This is a genomic window from Aequorivita aurantiaca, assembly GCF_030410135.1.
In the GTDB taxonomy this organism is placed as follows: domain Bacteria; phylum Bacteroidota; class Bacteroidia; order Flavobacteriales; family Flavobacteriaceae; genus Aequorivita; species Aequorivita aurantiaca.
Map to the genome: position 1 here is coordinate 122,796 of NZ_JAUGQQ010000004.1, position 24,926 is coordinate 147,721.

19 protein-coding genes and 2 riboswitches are annotated in these 24,926 nt (G+C 39.8%); of the genes, 2 read left to right on the forward strand and 17 right to left on the reverse strand.

Going from position 1 to position 24,926, the window contains the following annotated elements; genetic code table 11:
• Positions 1-4: 4 nt before the first annotated feature.
• From metF to QRD02_RS08250, 8 genes are all read right to left on the reverse strand, one after another.
• Entirely contained in the window at positions 5-961 is a 957-nt protein-coding gene (gene metF / locus QRD02_RS08215; RefSeq protein WP_290254451.1) for a methylenetetrahydrofolate reductase [NAD(P)H], read from the reverse strand.
• Entirely contained in the window at positions 962-3,673 is a 2,712-nt protein-coding gene (gene metH / locus QRD02_RS08220) for a methionine synthase (RefSeq protein ID WP_290254452.1), read from the reverse strand.
• Positions 3,670-4,026 (reverse strand): four helix bundle protein, encoded by a 357-nt coding sequence (locus tag QRD02_RS08225; RefSeq protein ID WP_290254453.1) that lies wholly within the window; start codon positions 4,024-4,026, stop codon positions 3,670-3,672. The genes metH and QRD02_RS08225 overlap by 4 nt, the downstream gene beginning before the upstream one ends.
• Before the next feature lie 160 nt (positions 4,027-4,186).
• Positions 4,187-5,128 (reverse strand): pyridoxal-phosphate dependent enzyme, encoded by a 942-nt coding sequence (locus QRD02_RS08230; RefSeq protein WP_290254454.1) that lies wholly within the window; start codon positions 5,126-5,128, stop codon positions 4,187-4,189.
• Positions 5,125-6,138, reverse strand: a complete 1,014-nt coding sequence (locus tag QRD02_RS08235) for a homocysteine S-methyltransferase family protein (RefSeq protein ID WP_290254455.1) — start codon at positions 6,136-6,138, stop codon at positions 5,125-5,127. The genes QRD02_RS08230 and QRD02_RS08235 overlap by 4 nt, the downstream gene beginning before the upstream one ends.
• 172 nt (positions 6,139-6,310) lie before the next feature.
• A riboswitch (SAM riboswitch) is annotated at positions 6,311-6,418 on the reverse strand.
• A 69-nt stretch (positions 6,419-6,487) separates the two neighbouring features.
• Positions 6,488-6,907: an OsmC family protein gene (locus QRD02_RS08240; protein ID WP_290254456.1), complete on the reverse strand. Its 420-nt coding sequence runs from the start codon at positions 6,905-6,907 to the stop codon at positions 6,488-6,490.
• Positions 6,908-6,954: 47 nt separating this feature from the next.
• Positions 6,955-8,100 (reverse strand): homoserine dehydrogenase family protein, encoded by a 1,146-nt coding sequence (locus tag QRD02_RS08245; RefSeq protein ID WP_353959574.1) that lies wholly within the window; start codon positions 8,098-8,100, stop codon positions 6,955-6,957.
• Positions 8,101-8,110: 10 nt separating this feature from the next.
• Complete coding sequence (locus QRD02_RS08250) at positions 8,111-9,280, reverse strand: trans-sulfuration enzyme family protein (RefSeq protein WP_290254457.1); 1,170 nt, start codon at positions 9,278-9,280, stop codon at positions 8,111-8,113.
• Positions 9,281-9,405: 125 nt separating this feature from the next.
• Positions 9,406-9,525: riboswitch (SAM riboswitch) on the reverse strand.
• 245 nt (positions 9,526-9,770) lie between these two features.
• Here QRD02_RS08250 and metK point away from each other — a divergent pair.
• Positions 9,771-11,024: a methionine adenosyltransferase gene (metK, locus tag QRD02_RS08255; RefSeq protein ID WP_290254458.1), complete on the forward strand. Its 1,254-nt coding sequence runs from the start codon at positions 9,771-9,773 to the stop codon at positions 11,022-11,024.
• A 119-nt stretch (positions 11,025-11,143) separates the two neighbouring features.
• Here the strand turns inward: metK and QRD02_RS08260 are convergent, their stop codons facing one another.
• Both QRD02_RS08260 and QRD02_RS08265 read right to left on the reverse strand, forming a co-directional pair.
• Positions 11,144-12,682, reverse strand: coding sequence for a M20/M25/M40 family metallo-hydrolase (locus tag QRD02_RS08260; RefSeq protein ID WP_290254459.1), 1,539 nt, complete (start codon positions 12,680-12,682; stop codon positions 11,144-11,146).
• A 79-nt stretch (positions 12,683-12,761) separates the two neighbouring features.
• Positions 12,762-13,409, reverse strand: coding sequence for a response regulator (locus QRD02_RS08265; RefSeq protein WP_290254460.1), 648 nt, complete (start codon positions 13,407-13,409; stop codon positions 12,762-12,764).
• Positions 13,410-13,565: 156 nt separating this feature from the next.
• Between QRD02_RS08265 and QRD02_RS08270 the strand changes: the two genes are divergently transcribed.
• Complete coding sequence (locus tag QRD02_RS08270) at positions 13,566-13,964, forward strand: lipocalin-like domain-containing protein (protein WP_290254461.1); 399 nt, start codon at positions 13,566-13,568, stop codon at positions 13,962-13,964.
• A gap of 91 nt (positions 13,965-14,055) precedes the next feature.
• On the opposite strand, the gene QRD02_RS08275 is transcribed toward QRD02_RS08270, so the two are convergent.
• From QRD02_RS08275 to alaS, 7 genes are all read right to left on the reverse strand, one after another.
• Positions 14,056-16,011 (reverse strand): tetratricopeptide repeat-containing sensor histidine kinase, encoded by a 1,956-nt coding sequence (locus QRD02_RS08275; RefSeq protein WP_290254462.1) that lies wholly within the window; start codon positions 16,009-16,011, stop codon positions 14,056-14,058.
• The gene (locus QRD02_RS08280) at positions 16,001-16,264 is read right to left on the reverse strand and encodes a hypothetical protein (protein ID WP_290254463.1); all 264 of its coding nucleotides are present in this window, start codon (positions 16,262-16,264) and stop codon (positions 16,001-16,003) included. Before QRD02_RS08280 ends, QRD02_RS08275 begins: the two co-directional genes overlap by 11 nt.
• Before the next feature lie 79 nt (positions 16,265-16,343).
• Complete coding sequence (locus tag QRD02_RS08285) at positions 16,344-18,323, reverse strand: tetratricopeptide repeat-containing sensor histidine kinase (RefSeq protein ID WP_290254464.1); 1,980 nt, start codon at positions 18,321-18,323, stop codon at positions 16,344-16,346.
• 121 nt (positions 18,324-18,444) lie between these two features.
• A complete protein-coding gene (locus QRD02_RS08290; RefSeq protein ID WP_290254465.1) occupies positions 18,445-20,316 on the reverse strand; it encodes an outer membrane protein assembly factor BamB family protein in 1,872 nt (623 codons plus the stop codon).
• A gap of 230 nt (positions 20,317-20,546) precedes the next feature.
• Positions 20,547-21,065: a DUF6252 domain-containing protein gene (locus QRD02_RS08295; protein WP_290254466.1), complete on the reverse strand. Its 519-nt coding sequence runs from the start codon at positions 21,063-21,065 to the stop codon at positions 20,547-20,549.
• Positions 21,066-21,199: 134 nt separating this feature from the next.
• Positions 21,200-22,183, reverse strand: a complete 984-nt coding sequence (locus QRD02_RS08300) for a GSCFA domain-containing protein (RefSeq protein ID WP_290254467.1) — start codon at positions 22,181-22,183, stop codon at positions 21,200-21,202.
• 59 nt (positions 22,184-22,242) lie between these two features.
• Positions 22,243-24,855 carry an alanine--tRNA ligase gene (alaS, locus tag QRD02_RS08305; protein ID WP_290254468.1) on the reverse strand — a complete coding sequence of 871 codons (2,613 nt, stop codon included), beginning with the start codon at positions 24,853-24,855 and terminating at the stop codon, positions 22,243-22,245.
• Positions 24,856-24,926: the final 71 nt, after the last annotated feature.

Here is a 24,926-nt window from a genome sequence, read left to right on the forward strand (position 1 = left end):
ATTCTCAAAAAACCTGCGAGGCAATCTGCCTAATATTGCTGCTTTTTCCCATAGAATAATAGTGAAGAAATGGCACGCCAGCCTTCACAAGTTCCTTGCTTTGCTTTACGCACCAATCAATCCCAATCTGCCGAACAGCTTGATTGTCCTTTGCTTTTACCACTTCCATTACCAACGCATCCGGCAAATCGACCTTAAACCGATGCGGAATTAAATTGAGGTGCGACTTCACGGAAATAGGTTTCAAGCCCGGAATAATTGGAACGGTAATGTCTTCCGCTCTGCATTTTTTTTCAAACTGAAAGAATTTCTCGTTGTCAAAAAACATTTGTGTAACAATATATTCTGCGCCGTTTTTAATTTTCTTTTTCAAAAAATGGATATCGCTTTCACTGCTCGGTGCTTCCATATGTTTTTCGGGATAACCGGCAACGCCCACGCAAAAATCGGTGGGAAACGTATTTTGAAGTTCGTCATCCAAATAAGTGCCCCTGTTCATAAAATGTATTTGAGAAACAAGATCGCAGGCGTATTTATGCCCGTTTTTATTGGGGGTGAAATAGGTTTCGCTTTTCACCGCATCACCCCGTAGCGCCATTACATTGTCAATTCCCAAAAACTGAAGGTCGATCAAAAAATTTTCGGTTTCCTCTTTTGAAAAACCTCCACAAAGAATATGTGGCACGGCATCAACCTCATATCTATTTTGAATGGCGGCACAAATTCCAACCGTTCCGGGACGTTTACGAACTACTTTTTTCTCTATCAAACCATCTTTCAATTCCTTAAAAACATATTCTTCGCGATGATAGGTTACGTTGATGTACGGGGGTTTAAATTCCATCAACGGATCAATATTCTCAAAAATGGAGTGTATGTTTTCACCTTTTAAAGGCGGTAAAATCTCGAACGAAAATTGCGTTTTTCCGTTGCCGTTCTTTATGTGCTCGGTAACTTTCATTTAGTCTGCAAGGTTTGTTTTCAGCCAATTCGTGGCTTCGTCTAAATTCATATTTTTTCGGGTTGCGAAATCCTCAATTTGGTCTTCCTTAATTTTTCCAAGGCCGAAATAACGCGCTTCTGGATTCGCAAAATAATAACCCGAAACCGATGCCGCCGGCCACATCGCCAAACTGTCGGTGAGTTCTACCCCAATGTTTTCATTTACGTTTAAAACCTCCCAAATGGTGCGCTTTTCCAAATGGTCGGGACAGGCGGGATAACCCGGCGCGGGACGGATTCCTTTATATTTTTCTGAAATCAACTCTTCGTTGGAAAGAATTTCTTCGGAAGCGTAGCCCCAATAGTTGGTGCGGACTTCTTTGTGAAGATATTCCGCAAACGCTTCCGCCAAGCGGTCTGCCAAAGCTTTTACCATTATAGCATTGTAATCATCGTGATCCGCAACATATTTGGCGGCCAATTCCGCAGTTCCAAAACCGGCGCTCACGCAGAAACAGCCCACGTAATCTTGGATTCCAGTTTCTTTGGGCGCAATGAAATCTGCCAAAGCAATATTGGGTTTTCCTTTAGCCTTTTGGGATTGTTGGCGAAGAGTTCTAAAAAAATTCTGAATTCCGAATTCTGAATTCTGAATTATTATATCATCATTTACAGAATTCGCCTCAAAAATTCCAAAGACAGCGCGCGCTTCCAACAATTTTTCAGAAATTATTTTGTCGAGCATTTGTTGTGCATCCTTAAATAATTCCGAAGCTTGTTCGCCCACCACTTTATCGGTTAAAATATTGGGATATCTTCCGTGCAGCTCCCAACTTCTAAAAAAAGGCGTCCAATCTAAATAATCCAACAATAGATTTAAATCGAAGACTTTTAGAATGTGAACTCCCAACTGATTCGGTTTAACTATTTCAGAAGTTTTCCAATCTATTTGAAATTTATTTTTCCGTGCTTCGGAAATTGGGAGATATGTTTTTACCTTTTGGCGTTTTAAAAAATCCTTTCGGAATGTATCATATTCCTGTTTTATATTTTCTTTATAGGAAGTCGAAGTTTCCTTTTTCAGCAAATCGCCAACAACGGTAACCGCGCGGGAAGCGTCGTTTATATGTACGACTGCGCATTCATATTCGGGATCAATTTTAACTGCCGTGTGCGCACGGCTCGTAGTTGCACCGCCAATCAATAAGGGAACCTTAAAATTTTGCCGCTGCATTTCTTTCGCTAAAAAAACCATTTCGTCCAACGAAGGCGTAATTAATCCGCTTAAACCGATGGCATCCACATTTTCCTCTTTTGCGGTGGCGATTATTTTTTCCGGCGGCACCATTACGCCCAAATCGATTATTTCATAATTATTGCACGCCAAAACAACGCCGACAATGTTTTTACCGATGTCGTGTACATCGCCTTTCACAGTTGCCATCAATATTTTTCCCGCGTTTTTGGAATCCGTAATCTGTGGGTTTTTCAACTTTTCCTCCTCAATAAAGGGGAGCAAGTACGCCACTGCTTTTTTCATAACCCGCGCGCTTTTTACCACTTGCGGCAGAAACATTTTTCCGCTGCCAAAAAGGTCGCCGACCACATTCATCCCAATCATTAAATTCCCTTCAATTACTTCAATTGGTTTATTAGCGGCTTGTCTTGCTTCTTCAATATCTTCTAAAATAAATTCATCAATTCCTTTTACCAACGCCCTTGTAATACGGTTTTGCAACGATTCTTCGCGCCAAGAGAGATCAATTTTACTTTCCTTTGCACTTCCTTTTACGGTCTCGGCAAAATCGAGCAAACGTTCCGTTGCGTCTTCACGTCGGTCGAACATAACATCTTCAACGCGCTCCAATAAATCCTTCGGAATATTATCATAAACCTCCAGCATTGATGGGTTTACAATCCCCATATTCATCCCGGCTTGAATTGCGTGGTACAAAAACACGGAATGCATCGCCTCGCGGACGGGATCATTACCCCGGAAACTAAAGGAAACATTGCTCACCCCACCGCTTACGCTCACATGCGGCAGATTTTCCCGAACCCAGCGCGTGGCCTCGATAAAATCAATAGCGTTTTTTCGGTGCTCATCCATTCCCGTTGCAACGGGAAAAATGTTTAAATCGAAAATAATATCCTCGGGCGCGAATTTCACTTTGTTCACCAAAATGTCATAGGAGCGTTTGGCGATTTCTATCCTTCTGTCGTAATTATCGGCTTGGCCCGTTTCGTCAAACGCCATCACGATTACCGCCGCGCCGTAGCGTTTTATAAGTTTTGCGTGATGGATGAATTCTGCCTCACCTTCCTTTAAACTGATGGAATTCACAACACATTTTCCCTGCACAACCTGCAAACCGGCTTCAATAATTTCCCATTTACTACTGTCAATCATAATAGGAACACGGGAAATATCGGGTTCGGCAATCACAAGATTTAGGAATTTCACCATCGCTTCCTTTCCATCAATCAAACCATCGTCCATATTGATGTCAATGATTTGTGCGCCGTTTTCAACTTGATCCCGCGCAACGGCAAGCGCAGCTTCAAAATTTCGTTCTTTTATAAGACGAAGAAACATTTTTGAACCGGCGACATTGGTGCGTTCCCCCACGTTAATGAAATTACTTTCGGGGGTGATGACGAGCGGTTCAAGACCGGATAATTTCAGGTATTTTGGTTGTTGGTTGATAGTTGTTGGTTGATGGATTTTCATAATAATTTTTTGTAATAATTTATAAATCCGTTCAACAGTTTTTTACAACTTTCAATTTGAGAAATGATTTCCTTCAATTGATTTTCATTTATAAAATTTTGATCCAATGCAAGCAATAATTGCGTTTCCAATTCATAAAGTGAACCTCTTGAAATATATAAAAATTGAATTGTGTCTTTCGAGGTTCTTCTTCCACAGCCTTCGGCGATATTTGACGGTATGGAAACAGCACACCTTCTTATTTGATTCGTCAATCCATATATTTCCTCCCTCGGAAAACTTTTTGTCAACTCATAAATTGAATTGACCAGCTTTCGAGAAAATTTCCAAACATCCAAATCTCTATATTCCATATGGTTGTTAGTTCTTAGTTGATGGTTGATGGACTTTTCTTGTTATTTTTTGATATTGATAAATTCATTTTCCGTTTTCAATTTTCAAATTGCCATTTATAAAGTTTATTTGGTTTTATTGAATGCTTTTAACCATCAACTATCAACCAACAACAATCAACTAAAATGGTAAATTCTTTAAATCCACATTTCCTCCGGAAATAATAATTCCAACTTTTTTATTTTTAAACCGTTCTTTTTTCCGAAGCAAACCTGCAAAAGCTACCGCACTGCTTGGCTCAACTATAATTTTCATCCGTTCCCAAATAAGTTTCATTGCTGAAATGATTTCGGTTTCTTCAACACGAATTATTTCTGAAACATATTTTTTTATTATCGGAAAATTGACATCGCCGAGGAAGGTTTTAAGTCCGTCGGCAATTGTATTTGTGGTTTCATTGAATTCTATTTTTCCACTTTGAAGACTTCGAAATGCGTCGTCAACTCCAAATGGTTCGCCGCCGATTGTTTGGCAGTTATTTCCGAAATAATTCACAGAAAGGGAAGTCCCCGCAATCAATCCGCCGCCGCCAACGGGCGTGAAAACATAATCCAAATCCGGGTGCGTTTGCAGCAATTCCGCGGCTGAAGTTGAGTTGCCAAGAATTACATTTCTGTCATTTGATGGATGAATAAATGTTGCACCTGTTTCTTTTTGGATTCTTTCCGCTTCGGTTTCACGGGCGATTGGAGTAGATTCAGATTCCGTGATTATTCCGCCGTAACCTTTTACTGCTTCCTTTTTTACTTGTGGCGCATTTTCAGGCATAACGATATATGCTTTTACGCCAAGATTTCTCGCCGCCAAAGAAAGTGCCTGCGCAAAATTTCCTGAGGAATGTGTTACAACCCCAGCTTTTTTCTGTGCTCGCGAAAGTTGTAAAATAGCATTCGTCGCACCGCGCATTTTAAAAGCGCCCATCTTTTGAAAATTCTCGCATTTGAAGAAAACTTCGGCACCGGAAAGTTCATTTAAAAATGCAGATTTCAGAACGGGCGTGTTGTGAACATACGGTTTAACGCGATTGCACGCCTCTTCAACTTCTTGTTTTAATGGAATCATACAGCGAGATTTTCAGATTGAAAAACAGGGCGCGGTTTGTATTGGAAAGCAATTTCAGCAATGGCTTTAATATGTTCTGGAGTAGTTCCGCAGCAACCACCGATTATATTCACCAATTGTTTGTCTAAATATTCCTTAACCTGCGAAGCCATTTGGGTGGGGCTTTCATCGTATTCCCCGAACGCGTTTGGCAACCCCGCATTTGGATAGGCGCTCACGGCAAGATTGGTGCGGTTTGCAATCACTTCGAGATGGGGCGTAAGTTGTTTGGCGCCCAAGGCACAATTGAAACCTACGCTCAAAAGTGGAATGTGCGAGATTGAAATCAGAAAAGCCTCTGCCGTTTGACCGGAAAGTGTACGTCCGGAGGCGTCTGTAATTGTTCCACTTATCATTATTGGAATGTCGAGATTTCTTTCTTCTTTTATTTCATCGATTGCAAAAAGTGCGGCTTTTGCGTTCAGTGTATCAAAAATAGTTTCTACCAAAAGTAAATCCACGCCTCCGTCAATCAAAGCTTCGGCTTGTTGTTTGTAGGCTACACGCAGTTCTTCAAATGAAATTGCCCGAAATCCAGGATCGTTTACATCGGGGCTCATACTTGCGGTTTTGTTTGTCGGACCCATCGCTCCAGCTACAAACCGTGGTTTGTGTGGCTCTTTGGCGGTAAATTCTTCGGCTACTTTTTTTGCTATTTTGGCGGATTCATAATTAAGTTCATAAACCAAATCCTTCATATCGTAATCGGCCATCGCGATTGTGGTACTGGAAAATGTATTTGTTTCCACAATATCAGCGCCTGCAGCGAAATATTTTGAATGGATTTCAGCAATTGCCTGCGGTTGCGTTATTGAAAGCAAATCGTTATTTCCTTGAACCGATTTATGAAAATCCTTAAAACGTTCTCCACGGAAATCCTCTTCGGAAAATTTATAGCGCTGCAACATCGTGCCCATTGCGCCGTCGAGGATTAATATTCGGTTTTGAAGTGCTTGTTGTATTTTATTCATTTCTTGATTTTTGATTGAAATTCAAATTTGCGTGAGGGATTGAGGCTTTGTTTGAGCTCTTTATTTTTTTGAAAATAAAAATAAAAGCGAGTGCCGAAAGCCCGACCCGTTTTTCGCGGGGCACGCCATAAAAAAAATTATATCAAGAAAAGGTGAAGGAAAAACCTATTTGTTGTTATCTATTCCGCAAAAAACGGATAGAATGTAGCACCTTTTCCGAAAGTTCGGGAGGTTGCTAAGGCGTCAAAGGGTCTATTCCCTCGGCCTTTCTTGATAACATTTAACTATGAATATGAACTTGAACAAAGTAACGGTATAAATTTATAAATTCAAAAAAAGATTTGAATCTTTATAATTGTTTTCCGTTAAGTATAATGCTGTATGTAATTTTCACCGAAGCCTCCAATGTGATCGAAACTGAACAGTATTTTTTAAAACTGAGATCTGCAGCGCGGATGGCTTTGGCTTCGTCAATTTTGCCTTCCAAATAAAGTGTTACGTGTATTGCCTCAAACGGTTTTGCATCCCGCACTTCCTTTCGCAAACCTTCAACTTCCATTTTATAGGAAGTGATTTCCTGTCGCTGTTTATTCAAAATCATTACAACATCAATCGCGCTGCAACCGCCCACGCCCATCAATAAAAGTTCCATTGGGCTCGCGCCTTTTGAGGGTTCATCAGTTTTGTTGTCAATAAAAACGGATACGCCGGAAGCGCCCTTTGCTTCAAAAAGATAGTTGTCGTTTATTCTGTTTAGTGAGACTTTCATTGTAGTAATTTTAAACCTACAAGGTTTTTTAAAACCTTGCAGGAAGTTTAGTTTTCTTTGTCGCTAATTCTCAAAATATCCCCAAAAACACCTCTTGCCGTAACAGCTGCTCCAGCTCCTGCTCCTTGGATTACAATTGGATTATCACCATAGCTTTCGGTATAAATTTCAAAAATTGAATCACTGCCTTTTAGCGCTCCTAACACACTATTTTTGGGAACCGACACCAAACTTACATCCAAAAGCGCACCCGTTTCTTTTGATAAATCGCCGTGCAAATCTGCAACATATCTGAAAACAAAATCTTTCGATTGATTTTTCTTTTTTATTTGAAACGGAACGTCCAATTCCTGTACTCGAGTTAAAAATTCCTCTTTTGAAACGCTTCGCAAATCCTTTGGAATCAGGTTTTGAATCGAAATATCGGCAAACTCATTGTGCAAATCCAATTCACGAGCCAAGATAAGCAATTTCCGCCCAACGTCATTGCCACAAAGGTCTTCGCGCGGGTCCGGTTCGGTAAATCCTTTGTCGATTGCCGACTTTAAGACTGAACTAAATGATTTTTCTTCTTCCGAAAAAGTATTGAAAATATAGCTTAGCGAACCTGATAATACACCTCGAATTCGCGTGATATTTTCTCCCGAAAGATGCAAAAGTTTAATTGTATCAATCAACGGAAGCCCAGCGCCAACATTGGTTTCATATAAATACTGGCGTTTTTTTGACGTCAGCTTTTGACGAAGTTCTTTATAAAAATTCAAATCCAACGTATTTGCAATTTTATTCGACGAAACCAAATGAAAATCATTGTCAACAAAGGCTGAATAATTTTGAACAAACCCAGAATCGGCCGTATTATCCACTAAAATCAGGTTTTGCAGGTTGTTGGTTTTTGCAAAGGAAATCACTTCTTCGGGATGATAGTCTTTTCCCGATTTAATTTTTTCTTCTATCCAATTTTTGGTCAATCCATTTTGCTGAAGCAATACGGTTTTCGAATTCGCAATTGCGAAAATATTCAGTTCCAAATCGCGTCTTCGGGAAATTTCTTCTTTCGAGGAGATTATTTGATTTACCAAATGGCTGCCCACATTTCCGTGGCCGAAAATGGCAATGTTTATCTTTTTCTTTTTAATCTTTTCCAGATTTATCAATTGTTCCAAAGGAAGGTCTATTGTTTCTGCACTCATATTTTTCTATTTAATAAGTTAAAATTTCCTTGGATTTTTCAATGGTTCTAAAGGCTTCGGAAAGATCGCTTATCAAATCCTCGGCATCCTCAATTCCGCAGGAAAGGCGGATTAGCGAATCATTGATTCCGGCATTTAAACGAATTTCACGCGGAATGGAGGCGTGCGTCATTTGTGCGGGATGGCAAAGCAAACTTTTAACGCCTCCAAGACTTTCGGCCAATTTGAAATAGTCTGTACTGGTCACAAATTTCACGGCAGCTCCCTGCGTATCATCTTTGAGACTGAAAGAAATTATTCCGCCGAACAAACCATTTTGCTGCTTTTTTGCGATTTCGTGATTTTTGTGGGCTTTTAAACCTGGGTAATGCACTTTTTCAACAGCATCTTGGCTTTCCAAAAACAAGGCAACTTTCAGCGCATTTTCACATTGTTTTTTATAGCGAATATCCAACGTTTCAATTCCGCGAATTGTAAGGAAACAATCCCACGGACCTAAAATTCCGCCGGAAGCATTTTGAACAAATTTGATTTTTTCTGAAAGCTCTAGTGTATTTGTAATTACCAAACCAGCAACCAAATCGGAATGTCCGCCGATGTATTTTGTGCCACTGTGAATAACGATATCTGCACCCAAATCAATTGGTTTTTGGGCAATTGGCGAAGCAAAAGTATTATCAACAACCAAAAGCGCATTTACGCTTTTCGCCACTTTTGAAATCGCTTCAATGTCTGAAATTTTCAAGGTTGGATTTGTTGGCGATTCAATCCAAATCAACTTTGTTTTTTTAGAAACAGCGTTTGCTACGTTTTCAACTTCGGTGGCATCAACGTAGTTTACTTTTATTCCCAATTTTTCGTAAACATGGGTGAAAAGTCTATACGCACCGCCGTAAATATCGTCAACCGCTACGATTTCATCTCCCGCAGAAAGCAATTTCAAAACCGAATCAATTGCCGCTAAACCTGTTGCAAAGGCAAATCCGGAATGACCGTTTTCAAGATTTGCGACCACGTCTTCCAACACTTTGCGGGTTGGATTGTTACTTCGGGCATAATCAAAACCTTTGTTTACACCCGGCGCCTCTTGGATAAAGGTCGATGTTTGGTAAACCGGAACGGAAATAGCTCCTGTTAGCGGATCACTTGGAATGGAATGGATAATTTTTGTTGCACTCATTTTTCTAATTTTTTTGAGTTAATAAATAGATTAAAACAAAAGATCAATCCCGAACTAAATTCGGAACAATAGAAAAATGTTAAAAAGAAAAAATGAAAAGCAATTTCAGAAAAGAAATTGTCTTGTCGTTATCTATCGTCAATTCCGAAAATTTCAGAATCGTTGTAGAATGTAGCACCTTCTTTCCGGAGAAAGGGTTGCTAAGGCGTCATAGGGTCTATTCCCTCGGCCTTTCTTGATAACATTTCAATAAAGTTTTGAACTTTGTGAGAGCAAATATAGCGTCGGAAAAATTTAATAACCAAATTATTTGTCAAAAAACTTCAAATAAAATTGCCATTCGTTTAATTTTTTTACTTTTGCCCAAGACAATTTTAGAGGAAAAATTTGATTGATTGCAACCTCAATAAAAAATGCTAAAGGCAGTGAAAACTACCCTTCGGCGCTCTCGTCAAATCTTCTGTAAAATATAAATTTTTAAAACCATTTTATGGCCTATTTATTTACTTCGGAAAGTGTTTCCGAAGGACACCCAGACAAAGTTGCGGATCAAATTAGCGATGCGCTTTTGGATAATTTCTTGGCTTTCGATCCCGAAAGTAAAGTTGCTTGCGAAACTTTGGTTACCACCGGACAGGTTGTTCTGGCGGGTGAAGTGAAAAGCAATACGTATCTCGACGTTCAAACTATTGCGCGCGATGTGATCAATAAAATTGGTTATACAAAGGGCGCTTATAAATTCAGCGGCGATTCTTGCGGCGTAATTTCATTAATTCACGAACAGTCACAAGATATCAACCAAGGTGTGGATCGTGAAAACAAAGAAGAACAGGGCGCTGGTGACCAAGGGATGATGTTCGGATATGCCACAAAGGAAACCGAAAACTATATGCCGTTGGCGTTGGATATTTCGCATAAAATCTTGATTGAATTGGCTGCGCTGCGCCGTGAAGATTCTGAAATAAAATACTTACGTCCGGATGCGAAAAGTCAAGTAACTATTGAATATAGCGATGACAATGTTCCTCAGAAAATTGTTGCAATCGTAGTTTCTACACAGCACGACGATTTTGATGAAGATGAGAAAATGCTCTCAAAAATCAAAAAGGATATCACGGAAATTTTAATTCCGAGGGTAAAAAAACAACTTCCGGAATATGTTCAGAAATTGTTTAATGATGAAATAATTTATCACATTAACCCAACCGGAAAGTTTGTAATCGGAGGCCCACACGGAGATTCCGGACTTACGGGAAGAAAGATTATTGTTGATACTTACGGAGGAAAAGGCGCCCACGGTGGCGGTGCTTTCAGCGGAAAGGACCCGAGCAAGGTTGACAGAAGTGCTGCATATGCTGCACGTCATATTGCAAAAAACTTGGTTGCCGCAGGCGTTGCGGATGAAGTTTTGATTCAGGTTTCGTATGCTATTGGCGTGGTGGAACCAACTTCCATTTTTGTGAATACCTATAATTCCTCAAACGTAAAACTTTCGGATGGGGAGATTGCCAAAAAGGTTTCTGAAATATTTAATATGCGCCCAGCGGCCATTGAAAAAAGGTTGAAATTGAGAAACCCAATTTATTCCGAAACTGCTTCGTACGGACATATGGGAAGGGAGCCAAAAACCATCACTAAAACTTTCGAAAGCCCGTATAACGGAAAAATAGAAAAAGAAGTGGAACTTTTTACTTGGGAAAAGTTGGATTTTGTAGATGAAGTGAAGAAAGTTTTTGGAATTTAAATTTTAAATAATAAGCACCAAATTATTAATAAATTACCAAAGACAAAATCCCAAATTTAGATTGCCGCGCTTCGCTCGCAATTGGAATTTGGGATTTATATTTTTGTGATTTAAAAAATTTACATTCCTCCCTTTCTTTCGGGAACCCTAGGCGTAGGCCAAGTTTCACGTTCTCCAGTTTTATGGTCAATGGGCAAAATAACTTGCTCTCGCGAAGTTTTCGACTCATCCTCTGAAGCCATATACGCCATTATTGCAGTGAGAATTACGTTGCTCTGCACGTCGTCAAAAACAATTTTATCATAGGTATCGCGGTTTGTATGCCACGTATAATTCCAATAATCCCAGCTCAACGAACTTAAACTAAATGCAGGGGCGCCGGCGGCCGCAAAACTCGCGTTATCAGATCCGCCTCGTGAGGGCAAGCCAGGGAATGTGGTTTCAATATGCTTGCTGATGGTGTCTGGCACTGCTTCTAACCATCGCGAAATATAATCGTAGGAATGCAGGAAACCCGCCCCGTTAATTTTTGTAACTCGGCCGGTGCCATTATCTTGGTTGAAAACCGCCTGAATATTGCTTACAATTTCAGGATGGTCTTCGACGAATGCCGATGAACCGTTCAAACCTTGCTCTTCACTTCCCCAATGACCAACCAAAATAGTTCTTTTTGGATTTGGATATACTTTTTTCAGAATGCGCATGGCTTCCATCATAACCAAGGTTCCCGTTCCGTTGTCGGTGGCTCCCGTGCCGCCATCCCAAGAATCGAAATGTGCGGAAAGAATTACATATTCCTCAGGTTTTTCAGTTCCTTTTATTTCGGCAATTGTATTAAATGTTGGCACAACCCCTAAATCCTTGGATTCTGCCACCACGTGTATTTTCGGTTTGTCGCCGTGTTCCACCATTCTAAAAAGCATGGTGTAATCTTCCAATTCAAGATCGACAGTTGGGATTTTTTTGGTTCGGGCGCCGAAGATTTTATTCACCCCAAAACCTTTGGACCAATACGAATCCACAATTCCAACGGCTCCGGCTTCTTCCAATGCTGGAATAATGCTTCTTCTATCGTAACCGCTTCGTTTTATATTTTCGTCCCACGCTTTGGTCTGTGCCTCCCGTTCCTTTTTCATTTTTTCGAATGACTCGGGGGTTGCCCATTCTTTCCAGTTATCATCTGGTCTTCCAGTGGATTGGTTCATTGCAATCATAACGAATTTTCCCTTCGCATTTGGCAACCATTTTTGAAATGACAACGAATCTTTTATTTCCGGTAGTACTATCAATTCCGCAGTTACACCTTTTGAAGAAGTACCAGGATTCCACGCCAATTGCGTTCCATCCAAAGTCTGAACACGAGGATGTACCATATCAATATGCGTGATGCCCCGCTCCCAGCCTTTCCATTGGCCATATTGTTGGTTTTCTGCGGAAATTCCCCAGCCCTTATATTTTGCCACTGCCCAATCGTGGGCTTGCTGCATTTGTGGGGTACCCACTAATCTAGGACCGATATCGTCCAATAGTTCATGGGCAAGAATTTTTAGTTGTGAATTTTCGTAAGCTTCCTTTTGGATGTTTTCAATTACGGTATTTTGTGAAAATAATGTAAGGGTTGAAAATAATAAGAAGGTAAAGGAGAATAGTTTTTTCATAATAGTAGGTTTATTCTTCCGAAGAGATTTTCGGAAATAAAAACCCTAAAATTACAACTATTTTCAGGAAGTAAAAACCTTAAATAATATTGTGGTTTCGCGCCTTTTGAACGGCTTCAATCTTGCTGTGCACTTGCAATTTTTTGTAGATGTTTTCAATGTGTTTACGCACGGTGCTTGGCGAAAGGAAAAGATGGTCGGCGATCACGGTATAACTCAATCCTTTGCTCAATTGTTCCAAAACCTCCACCTCGCGCGAGGAAAGCGATATTTCCTCTTGGTCGCGTGGGTTTTGGATATTTATTGGATTTCTGAGAAGTTTCAAGGTTTTCATTGCAATGGAAGGGTTCATCGCCGCGCCGCCGTTCAGTGTTTCCACGATTCCTTCATATAGATCTTTTGGATTTATTTCCTTCAGCAAATAGCCATCCGCGCCGGCTTTTATTGCGTTGAAAATATGTTCGTCGTTATCAAAAGCTGTGAGCATTATTATTTTGATGTGCGGATATTTCTGCTTTACTATTTGCGTAGTTTCGATTCCATTTAAAACCGGCATTTCAATATCCATCAAAATCAAGTCGAGGTTATGGTTTTCCTGCAGTTTTGTGAGCAATTCGCTGCCGTTCAAAGAAGTGTGCTTCACAGCTATGTCATCAAAAAAAGAGAGTTTTTCCTTAATGGCGTGAATGAGGAAAGAGTTGTCGTCAACGATTGCGATCTTTAGCATCTCCAGTAGGTTAGTTGTTTTAAAGATACTGAAATTAGCTTATAAAAGACTACCAAAAAATAGGGCATATGTCGTATATCGAAATTTCAAAAATAATTTTTCACATTTTCAAAAATTGAGATACTTTCGCGCCGATTGTAACATAAACCAACTATTATGAAAGTTCTAAAACAACTTACCCTTTTACTTTTGTTAACCACCGTTTTTATTGGTTGTAATAAAGATGATGACGACAATAACGAGCCTACGCTCTTCGACTCTTGGAAAATAACCAGCGCCAAAAACAACAACCTACCGGAAGAACTTGATGCTTGTGACCTTAAGTTCACCATTACCTTTACCGAAACCAATATGAGTTTCAACGAGTATTACGGTGAAAATTGTGATTCCAACTATGGCTATACCATGGCCTATACCCGTAATGGAAATACGCTGATTGTAGGTACCGGATCGGATGCCGAGTCTATGGAAATAACCAAATTGACCGATACTACGCTGGAAATTACGGATGTGGACGGAACCGATATTTACGTAGAAACCTATACAAGACAATAGTCTGTTCAAACCTAAATAAGCCGCTGACTATTTAAATCAGCGGCTTTCTTATGGAAAATTTTTAGGTGTGGTATCTTTAATACCTAACAGTTTAGTTAGAAAGTCTTAACGAAATGCGAGTTCCTTTTTTGGAAGAGATAACTTGGAGTATGCCATCAATCTCCCGAGCACGTTTTTTCATATTGTTAAGGCCGTTGCCTGCATCGATAGTCTCTAGATTAAAACCTTTTCCGTTATCGGCAATCTCGATTTGGTATTGCTCGTGTTCTTTTAAAATATTCACCTCGATCTCGTCGGCGACGGCGTATTTCAGTGCATTGTTCACCGCTTCCTGAATTATTCTATAAATATTCATTCCTTCCACGGATGAAAAGACGTGGCCTTCATCAACATTTTCGTCAATGCTGAATGAAAAATCGGTTTTTTCCGAAGCGTTTTTGGCGTGCTCAATAAAGTTTGCAATTCGCGCCTGAAGGTCTTCAAAAGTGATGTTTTCCTTATTCATCGCCCAAATGGTATCGCGCAATTCATAAATAGTTTGGGAGGTGAAATTGCTGATACTTGTGAGTTTATTTCCCAATTTTTCGCCTATGTCCGAAAATCCATATTTAAGATTGTCGATGCTGGAAATGATGAACGTGAGCTGCGCGCCAATGTTATCGTGAAGGTCGCGCGATATTCGCAAACGCTGCTCTTGTAATTTGTTTTGGGTTTCAATTCTTGCCAAAGCGGTTTTCAACTCGCCCTCCTTTTGAAGTTGGCGGTTCTTTAATTTTTGTTGATTGTACAACAAATAGCCCAACAATCCCAAAACCAGAGCAAGACCTAAACTTCCAAAAATAAATGTGTTTTTTCGGCGCACCTCCAAATCCTTTTCGGCCAATTGTGCGCGTTGTTGCAGGATTTGGTTTTCCTTTTTTTCCGATTCGTATTTCTCCTCAAGTTCATTGGTGATTTTCAGGGCTTCCTCACCCACCATTTCCTCTTGAATTTGGGCATATTTTTTAGTGTAATATTGGGCACTGTCGGGTCTCTTTTCACTTGCGAAAACAGTAATATATTGCAGATAAAGTCTTGAAAGTTTTTCCTTTATACCTTCCTTCTTATAGAATGGCCTAATTTCATCCAACAACAATCGGGCCTTGGCATATTCACCTAAGGTGTTGTGAATGCCCGCCAATGTGAGTTTGGAGCTCATCAAATCCGCAATCATATTTGAATTGGCGCGATATTGAATTGATTTTGAAATGGCCTCTTTGGCTTGGTCGATTTTATTTTCAGCCATAAAAACTTCGCCAAGATTGTTATATGCCGAACCCAGCGTTTCAACATTATTGATGGCTTCCGAAATCTTAATACTTTCATTCAAAGTTTTGATGGCCGCCAAAGTATCTTTCATTACCAATTGAATGCTGGCCTTATTTACCAGCGCATTGCCCAGAAGTTTGTCTTCCTTGGTTTTTCTGAAAAATTTGATATTTTGTTCAAAATATCGCATCGCTTCGCCATAATTTTGTTGATTGAAATGCAAGGCCGCGATGTTGCTCTGGGCAGAATTGGCCAAAACCTCATTGCCCGTATCTTCATAATATTTGAGTGCTTTTAGATAATAGATCATCGCACTGTCCAACTGGGTTTTTTTGTGGTAGGCAGTCCCCATTTTGTAATGAAGTGAAGCTATTCCCGCGGAATCTGCCTGTTTTTTCCTAATTGCAAGCGACTGGTTGTATAAATTGATTGCATTTTTAAGATCTCCTTTTCCGTAATTTACAACGGCAAAATCGCTCAAGGCCTGGGCAATGAGGGTTGAATCGCCAATCTTTTTTGCAAGTTTTAGTGATTTTTCGCCATATACAAACGCTGAGTCTGTGTTGACCATGCTGTAATACCAGGTTAGATCTGCCACAATTTTTGCTTTATCAACGTTGGAAGTTGCTTGTGGAAGTTTGTTTTTAAGACTATCGATTATTTGTACAGGATCTTGCGAAAATGTTTTTCCGCCAAGAAAGAAGCAAAAGATTATTGGCAACAATACCCTATATATCATTATAACTTTCCATTAGAATTATTTCAGGCTGGACTACCAAAGCTTCCTCCAAATTATATTTTTGAAAGTCGTATCGATTCAGGTTTTCATTTCTAAAATTCAATTGAAAACGGGTGATGGAAATAGCATTTTCCAAAGTCAAAATATAGTGATTATGCGTTTTCGAAAGTGTATCTTTCGCATTAAAAAACCATACTAAAAGTCCGATGACCGCAATGGATAAGACTATAGTTATGGCAATTTGAAAAATCATATATAAAATTGGAATTAAAACTTAAAGATAGTTGAATTCTATCCTTGAAAATATAGGGCAATTGCCCTAATTATTTAATTTAAAAAACAAGTTCAACGGTGGTTCCTTTTCCTTCCTTTGAAATTATTTCAACCTTACCACCCAAATCATTTGCGCGTTTTTTGATGTTCGCAATACCGTTGCCGAAACTGGAATTTTCCAAATTGAAACCCTTTCCGTCGTCGTATATTTTTATTCTATATTTCCGAATATCGCCACCAGTTCCCTCTATTGGAAAAGCATCTTTTTCAATAGATAATTCAATGTTTTTTGGTTCAGCATATTTTAGCGCATTATTCACGGCTTCTTGAATAATTCTATAAATATTCATTCCTTCAACGGAAGTAAAATGTGCGTCAATTAAAACATCTTTATTCACATTAAAATGAAAATTGACATCGCTCGCCGCTCTTGCTTTTTCAATGAAATTTGAAATGCGTACCTGCAAATCTTCAATAGAAATATCGGTTTTGTTCATCGCCCAAATTGTGTCGCGAAGCTCATAAATAGTCTGCGATGCAAACTCGCTAATCTTGCCCAATTTTGTGGTCACATTATTGGCTGCGCCTTCCAAACCAAATTTTAAATTATCTATGGATGAAATAATAAAAGTGAGCTGCGAACCAATATTGTCGTGAAGATCGCGCGAAATTCGAAGCCGCTGCTCTTGCAATTCGTTTTGGGTTTCTATTTTTGCCAGCGCGGTTTTCAGTTGGCTTTCCTTTTGTAATTGGCTGTTTTTCAGTTTTTGCTGTCTGTACACCAAAAATCCTAATATTCCCAAAAAAATTGCCGCAGTAATTGCTCCAAAAATAAAAATGTTTTTCTGTTTTACTTCCAATTGGGTTTCGGCAAGATTGGCACGGGTTTCGGCTAAATTTCTTTCATTTTCCGAAACCTTGAATTTCGTTTCCAAATCGGCAGTTTTCTCCGCATTTTCGGTTGAAAAAATACTGTCTTTTGCAGCCAACGTTTTTTCAAAATAAGCATTTCCTTCCTTATAATTTTTATCCCTAAAATATGCCTGGGAAGCGGCACTATAAAAATCGACGGCGGAAACTTTCAACTCTGGGAATTCAACCAAAAATGCATTTCCCTTTTCAATGTAATTTTTCGCGGCATTTAACTGCCCATTTCGGGAATATGCAATTATAAGATTGGCAATGGCTGAAAGATTGGACCTTCGGTCAATATTGAGTCTATCTCTTTCTTTTATTGAAGTTTCCAAAATATGAATGGCCTTTTGATGCGTTCCATTTAAAATATAAAGCTCCGCCAATCCGTTTGACGCACTGTATAGAATGCCAAATTCGTTAACTTCCTTTGCAGTTTTTATGGCTTCCAGAAAAGATTTTTCAGCTTCTTTATAATTTTTTTTCAGCGTAAGACTAACTCCAATATTGTTAAGTGAAATGGCAACATCCTTTTTATTACCAATACCTCGCCGTATTTGTAACGCCTCATTATGATACTCCAATGCTTTTTCGGGCAATCCCATTTCTTGGTAAATGAGACCAATATTACTGTAGTAGGTATCGGCTGCCGATTTTGAAAGTTTGCTTTTGTTAATCTCCAGCGCTTGAAAAAAATAATCCAACGCTTCCTGATAATTGCCTTTGTTCCAGTGGAACATCCCGAGATTGTTTATTACCATTACGGTAATTATTTCGTAGTTGTTCTTTTTACTGATGCTCAGCGCTCTTTCGAAATAATATTTTGCGGAATCGGATTTTCCCGAAACGTCATAGTAAATTCCATAAGTGTTTACTAGCTCTGCTTCAGAAAAAGGAATTTTTTTCTTTTGGGAAAGCGCTATTCCTTGAACCAATAATTTTTTTGCACGTTCGGGTTCGTTGAAAATATAATAAAAGCTTATTCTATTGTAATGCCTCAGTTTAATGGAATCGTTTGAAGTTTCCGCAACCTGCATTAGGCTGTCCATTTTTTTTGCTGCTGACTGGGAAAAGAGTGTTGAAAGTCCAAAAGTTAAAAACAGAAAAACACTTAAAACACTTTTCATATATAATTTTTGCGGTTTTTTTAAAAGTACATAAAAAATAAACCCCATAGTTGAATATGGGGCTTCAAAACTGCAAATGCTCCTCACTTCATCTGCGGTTTGGGATAATTTGGTTAGGAGATTATTTTTTAAGATCGTATGCGAAAATCGAATTGGTATCTGCCTTATAATAAAGTATTCCGCCAATTTCATCCACTATATATTCGGGCTGTTTATCTTTCAGGACAATTTCCTTATCGACTTTTCCGGTGTCTTTGCTCAATTTTACAAGCCCCACACCGTCATCAAGTTTTGTTAATATGAATTGGTCATTTTGTGTGGCGGCGGTAGCCTTGAAACGTTTCAACATTTCTGAAATTGAAGCGCCCGTAGCCATTGCAAGCCCGCCGGCCAATTCGGCTTCGCGATCGGCCTGACTGTCGTACCCTTGCAATCTATTGTTCATTGACGAATTTGCGGCGGCAGTGGCAGCAGCGGCAGAGGCCACCGCAGAAACTCCGGCTAAGATTGCGCCCATAGCACTTTTACCCGGCGCACGGTAATATTCCTGCCATTGCTTTCCTCCATTCCAATCCATTAAAAGCATATTTTGTTCGCTGGTCAATAAAATTCCGCCGTTGCGAATTTCTACATGCGATGGCGCTTCCTTGCCATCAAATTTTGATTCTGCCAAAGTGCTCACTTCGCCGGAAGTTGCATCAACGGCGTACAGAGTTTCGTCTGCGCTGATTAAGTACCGATTGTTTTTACTGTCCAAAGTTGAACTTACTGCACCTGCTCTTTTGTATTTTAAGGGTTTATCCCAGACCTGCTCGCCTGTTTTTAGGTTTACAATATTGGCGTCTTCGGAAGTGATATAAATCAGTCCTTGTGGAGTTTCGGCCATCGTTAAAATATTCTCGCCAGTTTTCAATGGTTTTTTGAAAAGTGTTTGCCCATCAAAAGAAATTTTGTTGATTCCGCCTTGATAAATTCCGAAAAGAATTCCGTCTTCCATTACATAAAAATGTTGAACGTAGCCTTTCGTTTTTGGTGCTTTTTCCCAAAGATCTTCCCCGCTAGAAGCGTTTAAAAATGCAATATTAGATTCGTTGCTTGCCGCAAAAACACTATTGCTGCCGCCATCGCTTTGGTTGCTCACAACCGCAATTCCATTGGGAAGAATTTCAAAATTCACCACCTGGCCTTTTACTTTTTTGTCGTCTTTCCAAAGCTCTGCCCCGCTAACTCCCACTTTGTGGATGCGGGTATTCTTTCCTTGGTTTACACTTTCAAAACCGTAAATTTCCTTTTCATCGGCACTTGCAACCATCCAGTTGATGTCCTTTATTTCATTTTGCCAAAGAGTTTCGCCTGTTTGTGCTTTTTTAGCAACAATTCCCTTGGTAGTTGGAATAAGCAAATGGTCCTTTAATAGTAACGGTGTTCCCGAAACGGTCATTCCCGTTCCGCCCACGGTAACTTTGTTTGGGTCGGTAATATGAAAACGGTAGTCTTCCTTTCCAGTGTTTAGGTCATAAACCCCAAGGTCATAAGCAAACTTTTCTTCGGAACGGCGCTGCCCAATTACTACCAATTTATTTTGTGGCATCATAACATCGCAACTATAAACAGCCTTCCAACCATTACCCTCTGTGGAAAAAAGGGTTTTTCCCGAAATGTAATCTATTACTGTTTTTTTCGAAGTTATTCCCGCAAAACCTCCTTGCGATATCATTACGTAAGGCGCCTTTGGAATGAAATAAAGTTCTTCTGGCTTCACCCTGCCATATTCTGTAAAATTAAACAACAGTTGGTTGCTACCTGGTTTTATCCCCACAAGACCATCGTTGGTAGCAACCACCATTGTTCCTCCTTGCGTTAAAGACATTTCGTTTATTTTGGCACCGGTATCATAGCGATAATCCGGTTGCTCTGCTTTTTGTGCAATAATGGAGCTCGTCATAAAAAAAGCGAGACAGGCCATTGCGTAAAATTTTGTTGAAGTTTTCATAATTGTGGTTTTAAACGTTGACGGTTCAAAGATGCTTCCGAATAAAAGTGAAATCAATAGGGCAGTTGACGTATTTGGCGTCTCTCGACTACCCAAAGGGGAAGAATACTATTTCTGTGGAATTTCCCCTTTGGGGGTAAGGGGGCTAAAAAAAACCGGAAGCCAAACTTGCGTTTCGCCCCCGGCCCACGTAAAAACCCCAACTCTGAGATTTTCTTAAATGCTTGTGGCTATTGAAAATTTACATCGAATAAACCTTCTGTAATTTCCTTAAAGCTTCCGTCTGCATTTTTTCCTTTAAAATTAAAAGTACCCTTAATATTTGTAGTCGAAACTTCTGAAACATTTATTTCACCGGCTACGCTCTCATCATAAGGTGCTGACCAAATTTCGGCATCCATAGGGTTTGAAACATCCACTTCAGTGTAACTAGCGTTTACAAAAACATTCGCTCCACCGCCAATATTATAAGAGCCTACACCTTCAAATCCTGAAATAATTGACAAGCTAATATTTTTGCCATTCATAGTGTTCGCGGTAATCGTCACGCTACTGGTGCCACTTGCATCTGTGCGGATTGCGCTGGTTAACGAGGCGTCCGACTCATAATTTGCTCCTGCAACCTTCGCCTTTACCGTGCCCGAAGTTGCGCCTCCGCCTCCGCCGCCATCGTCATCTTTTTTACAAGAAGTTAAACTTATGGCCATTACCGCCATTAAAACTAAAATTGAGTTTTTGAAAATTTTCATAATGTTTGGTTTTATGTTCCGCGCTTGGCGAATACGTGATTAATGTTGAAGCAAAATTGCCCCAAACCTTAAGTTTTCACAATAAGGCATTTGACGTATTCTGTAATTATGAATGGAGAAGTAAGAATTCTGAATTAAAATTTTATCTGTGGAAAACGCTTTTCAATTGAAGCGATTTTCTGCTGCAGTTTTTCAGAAAATTGAAGATGTTCCGCGCTTTGCGGATTAAAAGGCCTGTGAAGCAAACCGGCTTGGATAACTGCTATTTCCTTTTGAAGCGCAATTGTTTCCGAAGAAATCCACACTTCCGAAAATTTCTGCCAGATTATTTCGATCGCTGTTCTGTTTGGGTGAAGCATATCCTCCGCATAAAAACGGTAATCGCGAAGCTGGTCCACCATAATTTCAAACGACGGAAAATATTTGGGTTGATGGTTGATAGTTGATTGTTGTTGCCCTTCGACAGGCTCAGCGTGACATATTGTTTTGTGAATTGCAGAAATGAGATGTGCTTTGCTTAACGAATTTTCCACAAAACCATCCTTTATATGCCGAACTGGGGAAACGGTATTTATGATAATCGCTTTCGGATTTATTTCAGAAATTCTAATGAAGATATTCTGCATGCTTTTTGAAATATCTTCGATGGAAAGCAATTCCTTTGTAAAATTTTGCTGTGGAATTTTATGGCAATTGGCCACAATTTCATTGGATTTTATATTCCTATAAACCCACGAAGTCCCGAAGGTGAAAATAATGTGTGTGGATGAAAAAAGTGCTTCGCGTAAATTTTGAAGTGCGGCATTTAAAATTTGAAGAAATTCATCTTTTTCCAACCTAGAAATTTCTGAATGCGTCTCAAAACATTTCCAAATTCCATTATGCTGAAAAATATCTTTTTCTGAAAAAGTTTCGTTTTCAACTGCTCGAACAACAAGCTTTTCAATGGAAACAGGATTGAAAATTATACCAAAAGGATTTTGTAGATTCTGAAATTTAAAATACTCAAACTTCGCCCCAATATTTTCCGAAAAACAACTTCCCAACAAAAGTACTTTTGAAGAATAATCTATTTGATTTTCTTCGGGTTTTAGAGGTATTTCGGTTTGTAGTTTCATTCATTAATATTCAGTTGGAAGTAGCAGTTGGCAGCACTGTATCTTGAAACTGCCAACTACTACTTCAAAAACTCTTTCGCTTTTTCCAAAGCTCCCTCAATTCCCGCAGGATTTTTACCGCCCGCGGTTGCGAAGAATGGTTGTCCGCCGCCGCCTCCTTGAATGTATTTACCCAAATCACGAATAATTTTTCCAGCATCGAGGTTTTTTTCCGAAGCCAATTCCTTTGAAATATAGCAGGCCAGCAACGCTTTTTCGTTTTGTTCGGCACCAAAAACCACAAACAAATTTTCCGTTTCGCCGCCCATTTCAAAAGCCAAATCCTTCATTCCGCCGGCATCCAAATCAATTTTTTTGGCTAAGAAATTAACCCCATTTATTTGTACGATTTCGGCTTTTAATTCCCCTTTTAAATTCTTCGCTTTGTCCTTCAACAATTGCTGAATCTGTTTTTGCAGATTGCTGTTTTCTTCCTGCAAACTTTCCACAGCTTTCACAGGGTCCTGCGCATTGTTCAACGCCTTTTGTAGCGATGCAAAAGATTCACTTCTATCAATAAAATATTGTTTTGCGGCATCGCCAGTTATTGCTTCAATCCTTCGAATTCCAGATGCAACCGCGCCTTCGGAAGTAATGATAAAATGCCAAATATCATTCGTATTTTGAACGTGCGTTCCGCCGCACAGCTCCATGGATTTTCCAAATTTTATCGCTCGCACGGCATCGCCATATTTTTCTCCGAAAAGCGCAATGGCACCTTCGTCAATGGCCTGTTGGTACGGAATATTTCGTTTTTCTTCCAAAGCGATTCCTTCGCGGATTCTTGCATTCACAAAATCCTCAACCTGTTTCAATTCCTCATCGCTCACCTTTGCGAAATGTGAAAAATCAAAACGCAAGTTTCGGCTGTGGACCATACTACCCTTTTGTGCCACGTGTTCACCCAAAATATTTCGCAAACCTTGGTGAAGCAAGTGGGTTGCGGTGTGATTTGATGCGGTTCGGCTTCGTTGATTTTCGTCGACTACTGCCTTAAAAGTAGCTTCAGGATTGCGCGGAAGATTTTTTGCGAAATGAATAATTAAATTGTTTTCCTTTTTGGTGTCAACAATATAAGTAACGCCCCCATCGGCTGCCTCCAAATAGCCTTTATCGCCCACTTGCCCGCCGCCTTCGGGATAAAATGGCGTAAGGTTGAAAACGAGTTGGTACATTTCGCCCTCCTTTTTGCTTTCAACTTTTCGGTAACGGGTTATTTTTACATGGGTTTTCAACGTATCGTAGCCCACAAATTCCTCATCATCGTCCTTTTCCAAAACCACCCAATCACCGGTTTCGACTTTTGTCGCGGCACGGGAACGGTCCTTTTGTTTTTGAAGTTCTTCATCGAATTCCTTTTCATTTAACGAATAACCTCGTTCGCGAAGAATCAATGCCGTTAAATCTATTGGGAAGCCGAAGGTATCGTATAATTCAAAAGCCTTTTTTCCCGAAATTTCTTTGGAATCGGCAGTTTCTATCACATTTTCAAGCAGCACCAAACCTTGATCGAGTGTTCGTAAAAAAGAATTTTCCTCTTCGCGAATTACATTCGTAATCAGGTTTTTCTCATTTATTAATTCTGGGAAAGCCTCGCCCATTTGCGCGCTCAGAGTTTCAATCAATTTATAGATGAAAGGCTCTTTTTTGTCCAAAAACGTAAATCCATAGCGGATTGCCCTTCTCAAAATTCTTCGGATTACGTAACCCGCACCCGTATTACTGGGAAGTTGTCCGTCAGCAATTGAAAATGCCACGGCGCGAACGTGATCTGCAATCACTCTCGTGGCAATATCTTTCTTTTCGTCTTTTCCGTAGGTTGTATTTGTAATTACTCCTATTTCACGAATCAATGGTGTGAAAACATCGGTGTCGTAATTGCTTGTTTTATTTTGGAGCGCCATGCACAAACGCTCGAAACCCATTCCCGTATCCACGTGCTGCGCCGGTAATTTTTCAAGGCTTCCATTGGCTTTTCGGTTGAACTGCATAAAAACCAAATTCCAAATTTCCACAACTTGTGGATGGTCATTGTTCACCAAATCTTTCCCAGGAATTTTCGCTTTTTCTTCCGCAGATCGAATGTCAACGTGAATTTCGCTACACGGCCCGCACGGACCTTGGTCGCCCATTTCCCAGAAATTATCTTTTTTGTTTCCGTTTAAAATTCGGTCTTCGGGTACAAATTGTTTCCAAAGATTGTAGGCTTCGGTATCGCGCTCCAATCCTTCACTTGCATCGCCTTCAAAAATGGTTACGTATAGTTTGTCTTTATCAATTTTATAAACTTCGGTTAAAAGTTCCCACGCCCACTCGATGGCTTCTTTTTTAAAATAATCGCCAAAGCTCCAATTGCCCAACATTTCGAACATAGTGTGGTGATAGGTGTCCATTCCCACCTCTTCCAAATCGTTGTGTTTTCCGCTTACGCGAAGGCATTTTTGGGTGTCGACAATTCGGTTATTTTTGGGTTTCCCATTTCCTAGAAAATATTCCTTAAAGGGCGCCATCCCACTGTTGATGAACATTAACGTGGGATCGTTCTTCACAACCATCGGCGCGGATGGCACGATTAAATGTTGCTTCGACTTGAAAAATTCTAAAAATTGGGAACGGATTTCCTTGGAATTCATTTCTTATAAAATTATGCTAAAATTAAGGGTTGGTCGCGGTGGCAAACAATTTCTATATTTGTAAAAACGTT